Raw genomic sequence first — 16,004 nt, forward strand, 5'->3', positions numbered from 1 at the left:
GGATTGATCCAGCTGCACCTACCCCGCGTATTCCATTCTAAGAACCACTTAACGAGGCTGGAATGTTCGACGAAACCCAGGGCGTACGGAAGAAAATCGCAGTTGTTGGTGCAGGTATTTCAGGCCTTTCAGCCGCCTACTACCTTTCAGAAAACAATGACGTGACCCTCTATGAGGCGGAACCGCGTTTAGGTGGCCATGCCCGCACAGTCATGGCCGGGAAGAACGGCGATCAACCGGTGGATACTGGTTTCATCGTCTTCAACTACGCAACCTATCCTTTTCTGACCCGACTTTTTGATGAGCTCAATGTTCCCGTTATCGAAAGCGAAATGAGTTTTGGTGCGACAATCGACAATGGTCGTATCGAATATGGTTTGAACAATCTGCGCACCCTGACCGCGCAGAGGCGCAATCTTGCGCGCCCCGCCTATTACAAGATGATTGCCGACATTCTGCGCTTTGGCAAAAAGGCTCCGGAGGCTGCAAGAGACGACGACACCACGATTGGTGAGCTGGTGGATCAGCTTCGGCTAGGACACTGGTTCCGCCACAACTATCTGATGCCCATGTGTGGGGCAATCTGGTCAACTCCGGTTGAGCTGGTGGATCAGTTCCCTGCACGCTCATTGGTGCAGTTCTTTCGAAATCACGCCCTTCTGGCCAGTGGCCGTGCAAGTCAACACCAGTGGTACACAGTTAAAGGTGGCAGTATCGAATATGTCCGCAGGATCGATGCCGCCCTACGGACACGAGGGGCGGCAATCCGTTTGGCCAGTCCGGTTCAGAACATTTCCCGGAGTGTGACAGGTGTTACGGTCCGCAGTCAGGGTACGGTGGATCAGTTTGATGAGATCATCCTGGCTACCCACTCTGACCAGTCGCTTGCCATTTTGGGCGGGAATGCCACCCCGGCGGAAACCGCTGCGCTGGGCGCAATTCGGTACCAACCCAACACTGCCACCCTGCATTGCGATCCTGGCCAGATGCCAAAGCGGCGTGCGTGCTGGTCCAGCTGGACCTATCGATCACAGGCCGGAGACGTAGGCGTTACATATTGGATGAACCGACTGCAGAACATACCGGACAACGACCCGCTTTTTGTGACGCTGAACGCCTCGGCAGAGATTCCAGCGGACAAAATCTATGATCAGGTCGAGTTTGCCCACCCGGTATTCGACAAAGCCGCCCTGAAAGCACAGGGGCATATTCGCGAAATACAAGGACAGAACCGAACCTGGTTCGCCGGTGCGTATAACCGGCACGGATTTCACGAAGACGGGATTGCCAGCGCGATGCATGTTGTTGAGCGGATAAATGGCACCCCGCAAACAATCGGAGCTGAATATGCCATTCTTGGACAAGATCCGGCCATCTCTGTTGCCGCCGAATAGCGGGATGCTGCGCGCGACCCTTTTGAGCCTTTCCTTGCTGGCCCCCACTGGGTTGATTGCCTCGCCTGTGACGGAAGAGTTGGATGGTGCACAACTTCGCGGAACTGCAACCTTCCGCTATCTCGGGTTTCCGATCTACGACGCCAAGCTTTACACACCCAAAGGTGCTTCGTTCAGCTGGAGTGAAGATTTCGGGCTTCAGCTGACATACCGTAAAAGCATCAAGAAGAATGCGCTGGTCAACTCGACGCTCGACGAGATGAAACGCGTCGGCCACCCTGCCCCGATTGGCGACCAACTGGATGTATGTTTTAAAGGTGTCACCAAGGGTGACAGCTATCTGGCGGTGTCCGACGGGCCAGACAAGGTCAGTTTCTGGCTGAACGGTCGAAAGACCTGCACAATGGCATATCCGGGCATCAAACGCAGTTTCATGTCGGTTTTCCTTGGCGAAAACACGCGGTCGGCGTCCTTCACCCGAATGCTTCAGGGAAAGTGATGCTTTACCCTCGGGTCAGCTTGTATGCGCTGATGCTCGCTGCGGCGGGCATCCCGCTATACATTCATCTGCCGCGTTTTGCGGCGGTGAATCTGGGCATTGGACTGGGGGTGATCGGTACCGTCTTGCTGATGATCCGATTGGTCGATCTGGTACAGGACCCACTGATCGGTTGGGCGATAGATAGATGGCCCGGTGGCCAGCTTGTCTTTGCGTCCATGGCAGCTCTCGGCCTTGCCATTGGATTTCCGGCGCTGTTCAGCCTGCAACAAGGCGCAGATGTACTGACATTGATTGTTCTTCTGATACTGTTGTTTTCGGCTTATAGCCTGGGGACTATCCTGCTCTACGGGCGTAGTGCGACGCTAGCAAAACGCGCAGACGCGAAGGAGTTGATGACCCTCGCCGCTTATCGGGAAGGCGGACAACTGACAGGCGTTATCATCGCGGCAAGTGCCCCTGCCCTTTTTGTTGCCGCCGGAGCCCACGCGCAAGGCTATCCCGCATTTGGTCTGTTTCTGGGTCTGCTATCGGTCGCAACCCTTTTGTTGACTGTTCCGATCTGGCGGCGGCCCCCAATCACCGGATCCGGTCTGTCTTTCGCAAGCCTGGGCAAGGCCGGGGGTTTGCGCCTTCTGGTGCTGGCTTTGATCAACAGCCTGCCTGTGGCCGTCACATCGACCCTGTTTCTCTTTTTCGTAGAGGACCGTTTGCAACTGCCCGGCAAAGCCGGACCGTTGCTGATCCTGTTTTTCCTCAGCGCGGGCGCAAGTGTGCCGCTTTGGGCAAAGCTCAGCAACAAAATTGGCTCGAAACAGACACTGATGATTGCGATGCCGCTTTCCATCGCGGGATTTATCGGTGCCGCCACACTGAGCGCTGGGAACCTCACCGGTTTTGCGTTGATTTGCCTCGCCTCGGGTGCCGCTCTGGGCGCGGATATGGTCGTGCTGCCCGCCATGTTTTCGGTCACTTTGACCCGAGCCGGTCTTAACGCGTCCACAGCGTTTGGTATCTGGTCCTTTGCTGGCAAGCTGGGCCTGGCCCTGGCAGCCTTTATTACCCTGCCATTGCTGGAGCGCAATGGCTTCACCCCCGGTCAAACCAATTCCGCCCAAGCGCTTGATGCACTCAATCTCGCCTACGCGATGCTGCCCTGCATCCTGAAACTTGGGGCCTTTGGAATGGTCCTGACCCTGCCAACCGAGGTCACAAGCAAATGAATGCTTTCGCCATCATCCTGCTGGCTCTGCTGATTGCAATGCTTGTCCGCGCCCGACTGCTGAGCTTTCGTGCGCAGAGCCCGTCAGACTATGCCGGTACCGGGCCCACTTTTTCGCTGAAGAAGCATCTGAACGGTGAAATCCTGTCCGAAGGTCTGATCTATGGCCCCAATGGCAGGATGTCGAACAGCTTTGTGGCCCGCATGGTTGGTGAGTGGAATGGGAACACAGGCACACTTTCCGAGTTTTTCACGTACTCAAATGGCAAAAAGATGAACCGTAAGTGGTATCTGACGCTGGGCACCAGAAATACGTTTACGGCAACGGCAGAGGATATCGTTGGCGAAGGTCACGGCACGATATCCGGCGCAACGATCAAGCTGACCTACAGGATCATTCTCCCCAAGGACGCAGGAGGACACACGCTGGATGTTACAGACTGGATGTATTTGACAGAACAGGGCGTTATCATGAATCGCTCCGAGATGCGTAAGTTTGGCATCAAGGTTGCTGAGCTCGTTGCAACAATGCGCCCAACCCCCAAATCACATCCGATCCACGTAGGTGGCGCAAATGAGTATAGCATCACTTCAGAAAGGCGGCTGGTGCAATGATCACAGGTCGCTCTCTGATTACATGCGTTTCCGTCGCAAGCTTTGCACTTCTGGTTGCCTGCTCTGGCAAACCGAAGGTTCCGACAACCTTTCTGTCTGAACGGCAGCTGAACCTCGAGGAATTCTTCGACGGAAAGACCGTGGCTTACGGGCAGTTTCAGGATGTACTGGGGAATGTTCCACGCAGATTTGAAGTCGATATCGACGGCACATGGGACGGGGAAACCCTGACACTGGTCGAGGATTTTATCTACGACGACGGCGCAACCGAACAGCGCATCTGGACGCTGACAAAGACTGGCGATGACACGTGGACTGGTACTGCGCCCGGTGTGCTGGGAACCGCCAGCGGGACCGAGAGGGGCGACACCTTCAACTGGAAATACAAGATTGACCTGCCTGTCAAAGATGGCACGATGCGCGTCAGTTTTGACGATTGGATGTGGCTGCTGACCGAGGACCGTCTGTTAAACCGCGCTTACGTCTCACGCTTTGGCATACGCCTCGGCGAAGTTATCCTGATCTTTGAAAAAGAATAGATTCCGCTATTTCCATCCAGACGTTGCCCATCAATAAAATATGAACTCGTCCACCGGCACCTGTACCAGACGCCTTGCTGCGTCTGCCATGTTTACATTTGGCCCATCTGGCGTTGCAGAGTCGTGGTGGGCTCCGTCTTCAATTTTCAAACGGGCGCGCTCAATCTCGCCCCACAAGAAAAAAAGACCGTCCCGTTTGCCGACAAGACCGGCAGGTATCGTGGTCCGCAAAACACGAGTTTTTGCCTGTGACATCTGCTCTCTTACTGCCTCCGGTGTTTTCCACCTTTTGCAGAAAATCTACCGGTTATTTCGGGAAAAGCCAATTTTTTATGGGCAAAACCCGATTTTCAACCCCCCGTTGACAGGGGTGCTCGCAGCTCTCGCTGAAGGGTGTTGTCCTGACTGAGTATTTGCAGTCACCGCCGATTGCCACACTTCGGTTGATGGCGGGTTCCCCCGCCTTGTCGTCAGTGGTCCATGCTTTGACAACCTCTCGGCTATGGAACGCCCCGGATCATGCAGTCGACTGCTCTGACACGATCTCTCCGAACCGCGTAAAGAACTTTGCCGACAACTTCTTGGCGGTTCCCGCAATCAGCCGACTGCCGAGCTGAGCGATCTTGCCACCAACATCAACCTTCGCCGTGTATTTCAGTACGGTTTCGTCACCTTCTTCGGTCAACGAAACGTCTGCGCCGCCTTTGGCAAATCCAGCCGCCCCGCCCTTGCCTTCACCCATCAAAGAGAACCCGTTTGGTGCATTGGCCGTGTCCAATGTGACCTCACCCGCAAAGCGCGCTTTGACCGGGCCAATTTTCAGAACAACTTTCGCCTCAAGATCGGTTGGTGATTTCTGCGTCAGTTCCTCACATCCCGGGATGCATTCCATCAAAATGTCGGGATCGTTAAGCGCGCGGTAAACGACGTCGCGTGGCGCTGCGATACGGATTTCATCAGTCAGTTCCATTCAGGTCTTTCCTTTGTTCAACAACATCTTGGAAATAGGCGCATTGCAGCCGTTTCTATCCTTTGAGCCAGCCACGCAGGCCACATGTGGCAAAGGTGTTCAAGCAAGCTTTTCATCATGCGACACCTTTGCTGCCTTTTCACCGTTCCGCCACATCACAATCTCGGCCAAAATCGACAGGGCGATCTCATGCGGATCTATGGCATGTATGTCCAACCCCGCCGGGGATTTCAGGCGCGCAACTTTCAAAGGGTCCAATCCCTGGGCGATAAGCTTTGCAGTCAGCGTAGCTGCCTTGCGGCGACTGGCCACCATCGACACGCGTGCCGCATCGGTTTCCAATGCAGCCTTCAAAGCGGATGCATCGCTGCGCCCCTGCGCAGCCACCACGACAAAGTCCCGCGGCTCCACACCCAGCGCATCGACATGTGCCAAGGCAAACCGCACATGGTTTCCAGCAATATCAAGCCCATCCTCGACAGCCGTGCGAAATCCGGCCAGCGATCCATGCGCTGCCAGAGCTTTGGCAATCAACCCCTCGCCGAAAATCACCAGCCGGGGCGCGTGTTGATAGGGTTCGACCAAAAGATCGACTGTACCACCGGACGGGCACCCACTTTTGAACGTTTGAACACCATCGGGATCCGTCATGTTCACCACCTTTTCCGAAGGTTTGACACGGATAATCTGCGGTGCCCCGGACGCCCAAGCTTGTTGCGCCGCGGCCCGGACTGCGCGCTGCACACAAGCCCCGCCTAGATGCCCCAGGATTTCACCCGCCTGGGTAATCGCCGCCTTCCCCCCAGCTTTGGCCGAGGTCGCATCCGCCGTGCGCAAAACCGTCGCCACACAAAAGGCCTCTCCGGTTCCGCGCAGCTGATCGATGGTGTCAAAAATGTCGAAATTCGCCAAGGTCAGACTCCTTTCACAGCTTTTGGAACTGCGGCTCAAGCGCTGCCAATGCATCCAGTGTATTGGCCGGCAAATGCGCATCCAGATAGGGTTCAGCCGCCTGCATCGCTGCCGCAATAGGTTGATAGTCCTTCCAGCCCTTCAAGGGGTTCAGCCAGACGATCCGGCGTGCCTTGCGCCTGATACGCGCCAGCATATCCCCCAGAGCCTGCGGATCAGAACTGCAATATCCGTCCGACAGGATCAGGACGACAGTACGCCCGTTCAGTGCCCGCGCGCCGTATCCCGACAGAAATCGCTCCAGACTGCCGGAAATATCGGTACCGCCGCCGAAGCCTTCGGCCATCAGCGACAATCGCCCCGCAGCCCGGAGGGTGTCATGGTCGCGCAACGCATCTGTTACCCGCATCAATCGCGTGTGAAACAAATACGCATCTGCCTCGATCCCGCTGCCGGTCAACCCTTTCAGAAAAGCCAGAAACACGCGTGAGTACGCGGTCATCGAACCACTAACGTCGCACAATGCCACAATCCGCATCGGGCGCGGTGGCCGCGCTCGGCGATACAGGTCCAGCGGCTCACCGCCACGCGCCAGACTGGCGCGCTGTATTCGGCGCATATCCAGAACAGCCCCGCGCAACGCCCGTTTCCGGCGGCGCGATCGCCTGTCCCGAAATGCCCGCGCCAAGGTCAGCGCGGCTGTTTCAGCCTGTTTTAGGGCCTCTTCGTCCATCAACTCTCGCAAGTCCCGGCGTGACAGGTTGGCCGTTCGCGTGGCGATCAACTTGCCGTCCACCCCTTCGGCTTCCCCTTCACCGCAGTCAGGCAGAGTGGCCTCTTGCTCCGACCCGGATCGTGGTTCGTCCTCACCCTGAGTTCTGGTCTGCCAGATCATTGGCTTGGCGGACTGCACCCGCACATGCTTGTTTTTCGCTTTTCCCGAACGCTGTGCGCCAGCGTTGAACCAATAGGCGTCGAACAGTTCATCAAATCGGCGCCAATCTTCCGCATCTCCGGTCAATACCGCGCACATGGCTTGCCGGGCCTGTTTGGCATCCGTTGCATCCACTTCGGACAAGGCGGCAAGCACGTCCCCCGCATCCGACGCCCCCAATTGCATACCGTTCATTCGCAAATGCGCTATGAAACCCGACATACGGTCGGCAAGACCCGAGGCCCGAGAGGGAAAGCGCGTAACCTGCATCACGCGACCTTTCCAATCAGGCGATCCATCACCTCGGGCGGTGCCGCATTGTAATCTGCGGCAGTTTTCAGCAAACACACCAGCGTCGCCTGGACGTCTTCGCGGGATTTGGCCAGATCATTGACACCCAACCCGGACAGGGCTGCTGCCCAATCCAGCATTTCGGCGATGCCCGGTTTCTTCTCAAGATCTTCCTGACGCAGCGCCTGTACAACACCGATGATCTGACGCGCCAGAATCCCCTCGATTTCAGGCAGTCGCGCCCGCAGGATTGCCAGTTCGGTGTCCCTCGAAGGATAGTCAAGAAAGCTGTACAAACACCTTCTGCGCAGCGCATCCGACAAATCCCGCGTCCCGTTGGCCGTCAGAATGACGACAGGCCGCACATGTGCCTGCACCGTTCCCAACTCGGGTATGGTGATCTGAAAGTCTGACAGGATTTCCAGAAGATAGGCTTCGAACTCCTCATCCGCCCGATCAATCTCATCAATCAACAGAACCGGAGGTTTCGTTTCCGAGATAGCCTCTAACAAAGGCCTTTTCAGCAAATATTCATCCGAAAACAGCTGCGCCTCAGCGACGCCGCCTTGCGCTTCGCTCGCCCGGATCGCCAATAGCTGTCGCTGATAGTTCCATTCATAGATGGCATGACTGGCATCCAGACCTTCGTAGCATTGCAGACGTATCAATCGCGTATCGCGCCAGGCTGCCACCGCTTTCGCAACTTCGGTTTTCCCCACACCCGCCGGCCCCTCCAGCAACAACGGGCGCCCAAGTTTCTGCGCCAGATGCAGCGCCATGACCAACCGATCATCGGCAACATAGCCCTGCTCGGCCAACCCGTTCTGCACGTCGTTCAAGGTCAAAACCAGGATCCTATCTTCATCTGGCCCCAAATATCCCGGGGGAGGTTCGGAGGGGGCAGAGCCCCCTCCGTCGGTCGGACCGGCAACAGCCGGTCCGATCCCAATCACCCATGCATCCCCAGACCATTGGCAATCTTCCAAATCCGCCAGTGATCGTGCGGCATATGGCTCTGCACCAACCCAAAAGGCCGGAACGCGTCATGCACTGCGTTCGAGAACGCAGGCACACCGCCGACATTCGGGCTTTCCCCCACACCCTTTGCGCCAATCGGATGGTGCGGGGATGGGGTCACCGTATGGTCAGTGGTATAGTTCGGCGTCTCCCACGCGGTTGGCAGGAAAAAGTCCATCAGCGTACCGGTTTTCACATTGCCCATGTCATCATAGGCAATCTCCTGACCCATCGCGATGGCCAGTGCCTCGGTCACACCCCCATGGACCTGCCCCTCGATGATCATCGGGTTGATCCGAGTACCGCAGTCATCCAGCGCATAGAACTGCCGGACTTCCCATTCACCAGTATCCACGTCAATCTCCATGACACAGATATAGGCTCCGAACGGATAAGTCATATTGGGCGGGTCATAGTAACTGACGGCCTCCAGACCCGGCTCCAGCCCAGGAATGGCCTGATTATAGGCGGCGAATGCGATTTCCTTCATGGTCTTGAACCGCTCCGGCGCGCCTTTGACAGCAAAGCGATCCACGTCCCATTCGACGTCATTGTCGTGTACCTCCAGCAGATAGGCCGCGATCATCTGGGCTTTTGCCCGAATTTTGCGGGCCGCCATTGCCGTGGCCGCGCCAGCGACCGGAGTGGACCGGGATCCATAGGTCCCAAGCCCGTAAGGCGCGGTATCCGTGTCACCCTCTTCCAGCGTGATGTCATCGGCGGGCAGGCCGATTTCACTGGCGATGATCTGGGCAAAGGTTGTGGCATGGCCCTGCCCTTGACTGATCGTCCCCAGCCGCGCGATCGCTGATCCGGTCGGATGAATGCGAATCTCGCAGCTGTCGAACATCCCCAGCCCGAGGATATCGCAGTTCTTCACCGGTCCGGCTCCGACGATTTCCGTGAAATGCGTCAGGCCGATGCCCAGCAGCTTGCGCGTTTTTCCGTCCTTGAAATCCGCGATCCGCTGCGCCTGTTCCGCCCGCAGACCCTCATAGTTCACAGCCTTCAGCGCTTTGTCCCAGGCCGTGTGATAATCGCCCGAGTCATATTCCCAGCCCAGCGCGGATTGATAGGGAAACTGATCTGCCTTGATGAAGTTGATCCGACGCAACTCGGCCGCGTCCATGTTCAGCTTGATGGCCAGAACCTCGATCATGCGTTCGATGAAATAGGCGGCTTCGGTTACGCGGAAGGAACAGCGATAGGCCACACCGCCCGGCGCCTTGTTGGTATAGACGCCATCCACCGCCAAATAGGCAGTCGGGATGTCATAAGACCCGGTGCAGATATTCATGAACCCGGCAGGGAATTTGGTCGGGTCGGCACACGCGTCGAAACCGCCGTGATCTGCCGTGGTATGACACCACAATCCAGTGATCTTTCCATCCTTGGTGGCGGCAATCTTCCCCTGCATCCAGTAGTCGCGCGCAAAGGCAGTGGACATCAGGTTTTCCATCCGGTCCTCGACCCATTTCACCGGCTTGCCGGTAACGATCGAGGCCACCACCGAGCACACATAGCCTGCGTAGGCCCCCACCTTGTTGCCAAACCCACCACCGATATCGGGGCTGATCACGCGGATATTATGCTCGGCCAACCCCGAAATCAGCGACACAACCGTGCGGATCGCGTGCGGAGCCTGGAACGTCCCGTACAGAGTCAGCTTGCCAGTCACCTTGTCCATCGACGCCACGCAACCGCAGGTCTCAAGCGGGCACGGGTGGGTGCGGTGGTAATAGATCATCTCTTCGGCGACCACGTCTGCCTCGGCCAGCACAGCTTCGGTCGCGTCCTTGTCGCCCTGTTCCCACGTAAAGATGTGGTTGTGATGCTTACGCGGCCCATGTGCGCCTTCGGTCTGACCTTCCAGATCTTCGCGGAGCACCACGTCCGACTTCAACGATTCGAACGGGTCAGTGATGACAGGAAGCTCTTCGTATTCGACCTCGACCAATTCAACGGCATCCGCCGCGACATAGCGGTCTTCGGCGACAACATAGGCAACTTCCTGGCCCTGGAACAGCACCTTGCCATCGGCCAGCACCATCTGCTTGTCACCGGCCAATGTCGGCATCCAGTGCAATCCCAAAGGCGACAGGTCTTCGGCGGTCAAAACGGCGATCACGCCGGGCAGTGCCAAAGCGGCCTCTTTGTTCACGCTGACGACACGGGCATGAGCATAGGGAGAGCGCACAAAATCGCCAAACAGCATCCCGTCCAGCTTGATGTCATCAACGTAATTACCCTTGCCTTGGGTGAAACGCACGTCCTCGACGCGCTTTCGGGCGCAGCCCATACCTTTGAGGTTGGCAGCGCGTTCTTCGGGGGTCAGAGTCTGGTCGTTCATTCCGCGGCCTCCTTCTGAGCATTGAGCAAATCAGCCGAGGCCGAGATCGCCTTGACGATATTCTGGTATCCGGTGCAGCGGCACAGGTTTCCGGCCATGCCGAAACGGATTTCCTCCTCGGTCGGGTTCGGGTTTTCCTGAAGCAGACGATGCGCCCGGGTGATCATGCCCGGCGTGCAGAACCCACATTGCAGCCCGTGATGTTCGCGAAACATTTCCTGCAACACTCCAAGGCTGCCATCATCATTGGTCAGGCCTTCAACGGTTGTGATCTCAGCACCGTTTACCTGCGCTACAAAGGCGGTGCAGGATTTGACCGACTTGCCGTCGATATCCACGGTGCAGGCACCGCAGTGGCTGGTTTCACACCCGATATGTGGGCCGGTGATTTTCAGGTCTTCCCGCAGGAAGTGGATCAGCAGCGTGCGCGGCTCGGCCAGACCTTCAACCTGCTTGCCGTTTACGGTCAGTTTGACATGCATTTTCGACATTGGTTCCCTCCCCCTCAGCCCGCGCGGCTTTGCGCACGGTCGATGGCGCGGCGCAGCACCACGGCTGCCACGTGTTTCTTGAATTCGACGGGGCCGCGGTTATCAGCGACCGGATCGATTGCGTCTAGCATTGCGGCAACGCACCCTTCGACATCGCCCGCAGCCAGCGCGGTGCTGGCCTCATCCGACCAGATGGGCGTGTCGGCCAGATTGGTCATCGCAACCGAGGCCTGACCGTTGCCAACCATCACAGCCGCAGCGGCGGTCGCATAATCTCCTATCTTGCGCTTTTGCTTTTGATAGGCCTGCCCCACGCCTGCACCCGGTACAGGGATCGAAATCCGGGTCAGGATTTCTTCGTCTTCGCGGGCGGTGAAGTACGCGGCCTCATAAAAATCACGCGCGGCAACTGTCCGGTTCCCGTCCGGGCCGGACAACTCGAACGCGGCGTTCAAGCATTGCATCAGACCCGGCATGTCATTGCCCGGGTCACCATTGGCTACATTGCCACCGACAGTGCCCATGTACCGCACTTGCGGATCCGCAATCTGCAGCGCCGCCTCGCGGATCAGCGGAATGGCTTCGGCCAGACCACTGTGGGTGATCAGCTCGTGCTGCGTGACCATCGCACCCAAAGTAACGGTGTCAGGTCCGACCTCGATCCCCTTGAGTTCTTCAATGGCCTGAAGATCGACCAGATGACCCATCTCGGCCATCCGAAGCTTCATCATCGGGATCAGGCTGTGCCCGCCCGCGATCACGCGCGCCTCGTCGCCATATTCCTGTAGAATGCCGATGGCCGAGGCAATGTCGCCTGGCCGGTGATACTCAAAGCCGGCTGGTATCATGTTTTTCCTCCCTGGGTCCGGGCGATATGCCTTGGGGGACCTGAGGTCAGGAAAGAACGGCGGATTTAACTGATCCAGTTAAGGAAAACGGAGCGCGCGGCTTGTTTCACGAAATGCGAAAGAACTGCACGAGTTGCGCCTAGACCCCCAGTGCCTCGCGAATATCTGTCAGGCGGGACCGGCTGACCGGCACCTTGCTCAGCGCGTCAACACCATCGAAATAACAGGTGCCGTTGTCCTTGTGGCGTTCAAATCGCGAGACGTGTTTCGGGTTCACCAGATAACTGCGATGCGCCCGCAGGAACCCTTCGGGCAAAAGCCGCGTTTCCGCATCGGTGATCGACCAGGGGCAGAACAGCTTCTCTGCATCCATATAGAGAACCGTATAATGCCCCTCGGCCCGAATGGCGGCGATCCGCGCGGGATGCGCAAAAAAGGTCTGGCCTTCGCGCTCATACGGAACACCAGCGCGCATTGGGGCGGGTTCCGACACAGGTCCTGAGGCAGGTGCAGTCACGGGCTTTGGCTCTATGAACGTAATACCGGTCAACAGGAAAGCACCACAAATCAGGAAGACGGATACCGTCACCCCCATTGCCAAAACTTGGTTATCCAGCGCAGGACCCGCACCGCCGAGGCTGTCGCTCGCGACGAAATCCGTCAGGCCTGTGGCGACAAAATGCATGGTGAACACCGCCAGCCCGAAACAAACCGTGCCAAGCAGGATGTTTCGTTGAGTCCGGTTGCCATAAGCCACCCAGATTGCAGACACCGACAAGATTACCGATGCCAGCGCTGACAGAGCAACATCGATAATGTCATAGACGGGGCGGCAAAGCTGCATACCAGCCATCCCGACATAGTGCATCGCAACGATGCCCAGTCCGACAATCACACCGGACCCGATCATCGTCTGAACCGAACGAGGCCGGAAATGCAGCAGCAGCAACGCCAGCCCGACCATCAGGATCGCAACCAGTGCCGACATCAGGGTAATCAGGGCATCATAGTAGAACAGGATTGGCAGTTGCAGCCCCAGCATCGCTACGAAATGCATCGACCAGATGCCGCCGCCCAGAATGACAGCGGCCAATGCCACCACGAACTTGCGCTGCTGGCTATCCAGCCTTGACGCGCCATGCGTCAGGTACAGACCCGTGAACCCGGCCATGAGCGCCACGGCAAGCGAAGCCACCACCAACCAAGTGTTGTGAGAGTAGTCCAGCATTTGGATTTGAACGCCCTCCCCGACGCGAGGATGACGTTAGCAAACCGAATTGATTGCGACAATTCACAGTTAGCAACAGCAGGGCTCAGACCTGTTTCTGAGCCTCTGCGTCGTCCGCGACCTCTACGGCATCCACTGAGACTTCAACCACATCATCGTCCTCCGCAGGCTCGACTGTTTCGGGTTCTTCGGTCTGGTTTTCAAGTGCGCCGACGATCAGCGGCAACATGTGAACCCCGGTTGCTGTTGCAATCTCGGGTGTCTGTGGTGTCTGCCAGCTGAGCGTATCGAAGCTGTGGCAGTTCTGACAGACAGGTCCCCATTCGGGTTGAATGTCATGACAGTTGTCGCACACCCATTGCGGGCCGCGCGGCGCGTTCAGTGCCTTGGCAAGCCAACCTTGGACAACGGCGTCCGTGGCACCCTCGCCGCGCTCAACAGCAGCCATCAATGTATAGGCGCGCGCATCACCCCGTTTTTCGACAACATCACCCAGGGCACGGCGGGCTTCGGGAAAGTCTTCGGCCACAATGTTCAGCTCGGCCAGGATCAAACGAGTTTCCATGTTTTCAGGATGAATGCGGGTCAGTGCCGTGAATCGTCTGACCCGTTGTTCCGGAGTTTCATCCGGCGCGATCTCGGCAAAGGCATGGGCCAGATCCGGATGTGGGCGAACCTCCCACGCTTTTTTCAGGATCTTTGTCGCTGCCCGCGACTTGCCCTTGGCGATATACGCGCGGGCTGCCATGGCGGCGGCGGGAACCAGATCGGGCGACAGGCGATTGGCTTCGATCGCGCGCTCCTGTTGCTCGACAGTTGCGCCTTCATCCAGGATTCCCTTGGCTTCGGACAGCGCCAGAACCGCATCGCGGCGTTTGAAGACGTCGCGCGGCAGATACCCTGCTTTCAACTTGGAAGTCAGCGTCGACCGGGCACCGGCCCAATCCTGCGCCTTGGTCTGCAAATTCAGTAGAACATCCTGTGTCTCTTCGTGGCGGGGTTTGATGGCCAGTGCCTTTTCGGCCAGCTTGCGGGCGGTTTCATCATCTCCCTCGGCAAGCTTCTGTTTCATGATACCGCGCACCCCGACAAATCGGGTCGCACTGTTTGTCACCAGTTTCTTGTAGGTGTCCGAAGCTTTCTTGGTGTCACCCGTCATCTCGGCAGCCTGCGCCACCAGTAGATCCGTCAGTTCCGGCTTGTTCAACAGCTTTTCGGCTTTACTGGCCTTGGTCATGGCAATGCGCCCCTCGCCCGAGGCCAACGCCATCAACCCATCGGCCAGCGCCTGATAGCCGCGCTGTTCCCGGCTGCGGTCGAAATAACGCGACAGGGCGGTTTCGTCGCCGTTGAGGAATTTGAGCGTCGCAACCAAAAGGCTGAGCAGTTTGAAGAACAGCCAGACCGCAAATACCAGAACACCCAGCGCAATCACCGACTGAAGCGGCCCAAGGGTGAATTCCGTGCCCGCGACCGTGATCTGCACCCCACCACTGGTTTGCATCAGGAAGTGACCGCCCAGCGCCAGCAGGCCGATAATCGCAACAAAAACGAGGATCTTAAACAATGACCACAGCATGGCAGGTCCTTCAGTTCGAGTTCAGGCTGGAAGCCAGCGTATTCACGGCGTCAACGGCGGCGGCTCGTATCCCGGCCGCCTGCTCCCAATCGGCCATCGCAGCCCGCGCCACTTCGGGAAGTGATTTCAGTTCATTCAACGCTTTGGTCAGGTCGCCATCTGCCAGCGCAGCCTGCGCGCGCGACAGAACAGCGTCTGGACCATCACCTTCCTGAGGCGTGACGGAACGGGCGCCCGTTTGGCGTTGCAGGAAGGCGACCAAACCCGTTCCTTTTTCAGCCTCGCGCGCCTCGGCCAATGCATCTCGCGCCGCAGGCTCGAACGACGCCCGAAGCGCGGTCAGTGTTTCCACGCCTTTTTCCGACGGGCCGGACAGGGCGTCCGGCACATTCACGCCGCCTGCCTTCAATTCAGCAACCAGTTCCGAAAAAGGCTGGCCGGTATCCAGCTGCCCACGCAGGCGCGCCAGAGTGGCAGCATTCGTTGCGGCTTGTGCTTCTGCCGAGGCTTTCGCTTCAAGGGCCTGAGCGTCCGAAACCATTTTTTCGACTTCAGCCCGTTGCGCTGCCAGCGAATCCTGAAGTTTCTTCAGTTCCGCCTCAAACGCGGCGGTTGCCTCGGGCGAGGCAGTGGAGGCAATCGGGGCTTTTTCCAGCGCAGCGATCCGGTCCGTCAATGGCGCGACCTGACCGGACAGCGCATCGACCGAGGATTTTACCGTGCTCAGGTCGCCTTCAACCGGTGTCAGCTTGTCCGACAACGTTTTGACCTGATCTGCCAGTCCAGACACATCAGGGCTGTTTGCAAGCGCCTGTGACAGTTTGGCGATCTGGTCCGACTGCTCTGTCAGCTTTGCTTCCAGCTCTGCCAGCGCTCCCGAGTTGTCCGGGCTGGTTGGCAACAGCCCTCCGTTGCCCAGCGCGAAACCTGCAACGGCAGCCAGCGCGCCCCCCAACAGGGCCGGAACGAAACCGCCACGTTTTTCAACTACGCGTTCGACGGTCTTTTCAGTGACCGGGGCTTCGGCTTCGGCTTCGGCTTCGGCTTCGGCTTCGGCTTCGGCTTCGGCTTCGGCTTCGGCTTCGGCTTCGGCTTCGGCTTCGGCTTCGGCTTCG

Annotated in this window: 15 protein-coding genes; 5 read left to right on the plus strand and 10 right to left on the minus strand. The window is 57.9% G+C overall.

Annotation, left to right across the window (positions count from 1 at the left end; all coding sequences use genetic code 11):
• Window positions 1-62: 62 nt before the first annotated feature.
• From ACR0ES_RS14090 to ACR0ES_RS14110, 5 genes are read left to right on the plus strand one after another with little or no spacing between them, the layout of a single operon-like run.
• The gene (locus ACR0ES_RS14090; RefSeq protein WP_480871079.1) at window positions 63-1,394 is read left to right on the plus strand and encodes an NAD(P)/FAD-dependent oxidoreductase; all 1,332 of its coding nucleotides are present in this window, start codon (window positions 63-65) and stop codon (window positions 1,392-1,394) included.
• A complete protein-coding gene (locus ACR0ES_RS14095) occupies window positions 1,348-1,893 on the plus strand; it encodes a hypothetical protein (RefSeq protein WP_480773003.1) in 546 nt (181 codons plus the stop codon). The genes ACR0ES_RS14090 and ACR0ES_RS14095 overlap by 47 nt, the downstream gene beginning before the upstream one ends.
• Entirely contained in the window at window positions 1,893-3,116 is a 1,224-nt protein-coding gene (locus ACR0ES_RS14100; RefSeq protein ID WP_480773004.1) for an MFS transporter, read from the plus strand. Before ACR0ES_RS14095 ends, ACR0ES_RS14100 begins: the two co-directional genes overlap by 1 nt.
• Window positions 3,113-3,730 carry a DUF3833 domain-containing protein gene (locus ACR0ES_RS14105; protein WP_480871081.1) on the plus strand — a complete coding sequence of 206 codons (618 nt, stop codon included), beginning with the start codon at window positions 3,113-3,115 and terminating at the stop codon, window positions 3,728-3,730. The genes ACR0ES_RS14100 and ACR0ES_RS14105 overlap by 4 nt, the downstream gene beginning before the upstream one ends.
• Window positions 3,727-4,269, plus strand: a complete 543-nt coding sequence (locus tag ACR0ES_RS14110; RefSeq protein WP_480487914.1) for a DUF3833 domain-containing protein — start codon at window positions 3,727-3,729, stop codon at window positions 4,267-4,269. Before ACR0ES_RS14105 ends, ACR0ES_RS14110 begins: the two co-directional genes overlap by 4 nt.
• 517 nt (window positions 4,270-4,786) lie before the next feature.
• On the opposite strand, the gene ACR0ES_RS14115 is transcribed toward ACR0ES_RS14110, so the two are convergent.
• The 10 genes from ACR0ES_RS14115 to ACR0ES_RS14160 form a co-directional block, all read right to left on the minus strand.
• Window positions 4,787-5,239: an SRPBCC family protein gene (locus ACR0ES_RS14115; RefSeq protein ID WP_480487916.1), complete on the minus strand. Its 453-nt coding sequence runs from the start codon at window positions 5,237-5,239 to the stop codon at window positions 4,787-4,789.
• A gap of 99 nt (window positions 5,240-5,338) precedes the next feature.
• Window positions 5,339-6,151, minus strand: coding sequence for an XdhC family protein (locus ACR0ES_RS14120; protein WP_480587462.1), 813 nt, complete (start codon window positions 6,149-6,151; stop codon window positions 5,339-5,341).
• Between the two features lie 13 nt (window positions 6,152-6,164).
• Window positions 6,165-7,355: a vWA domain-containing protein gene (locus tag ACR0ES_RS14125; RefSeq protein ID WP_480773005.1), complete on the minus strand. Its 1,191-nt coding sequence runs from the start codon at window positions 7,353-7,355 to the stop codon at window positions 6,165-6,167.
• The gene (locus tag ACR0ES_RS14130) at window positions 7,355-8,221 is read right to left on the minus strand and encodes an AAA family ATPase (RefSeq protein ID WP_480871083.1); all 867 of its coding nucleotides are present in this window, start codon (window positions 8,219-8,221) and stop codon (window positions 7,355-7,357) included. The genes ACR0ES_RS14125 and ACR0ES_RS14130 overlap by 1 nt, the downstream gene beginning before the upstream one ends.
• Window positions 8,222-8,325: 104 nt before the next feature.
• Entirely contained in the window at window positions 8,326-10,743 is a 2,418-nt protein-coding gene (locus ACR0ES_RS14135) for an aerobic carbon-monoxide dehydrogenase large subunit (RefSeq protein ID WP_480871085.1), read from the minus strand.
• Window positions 10,740-11,234, minus strand: coding sequence for a (2Fe-2S)-binding protein (locus tag ACR0ES_RS14140; RefSeq protein ID WP_480474462.1), 495 nt, complete (start codon window positions 11,232-11,234; stop codon window positions 10,740-10,742). The genes ACR0ES_RS14135 and ACR0ES_RS14140 overlap by 4 nt, the downstream gene beginning before the upstream one ends.
• Before the next feature lie 14 nt (window positions 11,235-11,248).
• Complete coding sequence (locus ACR0ES_RS14145) at window positions 11,249-12,082, minus strand: FAD binding domain-containing protein (protein ID WP_480587451.1); 834 nt, start codon at window positions 12,080-12,082, stop codon at window positions 11,249-11,251.
• 139 nt (window positions 12,083-12,221) lie between these two features.
• Window positions 12,222-13,310, minus strand: a complete 1,089-nt coding sequence (locus tag ACR0ES_RS14150; RefSeq protein WP_480871087.1) for an MHYT domain-containing protein — start codon at window positions 13,308-13,310, stop codon at window positions 12,222-12,224.
• A gap of 85 nt (window positions 13,311-13,395) precedes the next feature.
• Window positions 13,396-14,889, minus strand: a complete 1,494-nt coding sequence (locus tag ACR0ES_RS14155) for a heme biosynthesis HemY N-terminal domain-containing protein (protein WP_480773007.1) — start codon at window positions 14,887-14,889, stop codon at window positions 13,396-13,398.
• 10 nt (window positions 14,890-14,899) lie between these two features.
• Window positions 14,900-16,004, minus strand: a 1,105-nt coding sequence (locus ACR0ES_RS14160) for a COG4223 family protein (RefSeq protein WP_480871089.1), incomplete at its 5' end; no start/stop codon positions are given.

Source organism: Ruegeria sp. N7 (assembly GCF_056531345.1).

What these genes read in the sequence shown, in the direction of transcription:
- ACR0ES_RS14090 (WP_480871079.1), top strand. Translation starts at nt 63, where the DNA reads ATGTTCGACGAAACCCAGGGCGTACGGAAGAAAATCGCAGTTGTTGGT.
- ACR0ES_RS14095 (WP_480773003.1), top strand. Translation starts at nt 1,348, where the DNA reads ATGCCATTCTTGGACAAGATCCGGCCATCTCTGTTGCCGCCGAATAGC.
- ACR0ES_RS14100 (WP_480773004.1), top strand. Translation starts at nt 1,893, where the DNA reads ATGCTTTACCCTCGGGTCAGCTTGTATGCGCTGATGCTCGCTGCGGCG.
- ACR0ES_RS14105 (WP_480871081.1), top strand. Translation starts at nt 3,113, where the DNA reads ATGAATGCTTTCGCCATCATCCTGCTGGCTCTGCTGATTGCAATGCTT.
- ACR0ES_RS14110 (WP_480487914.1), top strand. Translation starts at nt 3,727, where the DNA reads ATGATCACAGGTCGCTCTCTGATTACATGCGTTTCCGTCGCAAGCTTT.
- ACR0ES_RS14115 (WP_480487916.1), bottom strand. Translation starts at nt 5,239, where the DNA reads ATGGAACTGACTGATGAAATCCGTATCGCAGCGCCACGCGACGTCGTT.
- ACR0ES_RS14125 (WP_480773005.1), bottom strand. Translation starts at nt 7,355, where the DNA reads ATGCAGGTTACGCGCTTTCCCTCTCGGGCCTCGGGTCTTGCCGACCGT.
- ACR0ES_RS14135 (WP_480871085.1), bottom strand. Translation starts at nt 10,743, where the DNA reads ATGAACGACCAGACTCTGACCCCCGAAGAACGCGCTGCCAACCTCAAA.
- ACR0ES_RS14140 (WP_480474462.1), bottom strand. Translation starts at nt 11,234, where the DNA reads ATGTCGAAAATGCATGTCAAACTGACCGTAAACGGCAAGCAGGTTGAA.
- ACR0ES_RS14145 (WP_480587451.1), bottom strand. Translation starts at nt 12,082, where the DNA reads ATGATACCAGCCGGCTTTGAGTATCACCGGCCAGGCGACATTGCCTCG.
- ACR0ES_RS14150 (WP_480871087.1), bottom strand. Translation starts at nt 13,310, where the DNA reads ATGCTGGACTACTCTCACAACACTTGGTTGGTGGTGGCTTCGCTTGCC.
- ACR0ES_RS14155 (WP_480773007.1), bottom strand. Translation starts at nt 14,889, where the DNA reads ATGCTGTGGTCATTGTTTAAGATCCTCGTTTTTGTTGCGATTATCGGC.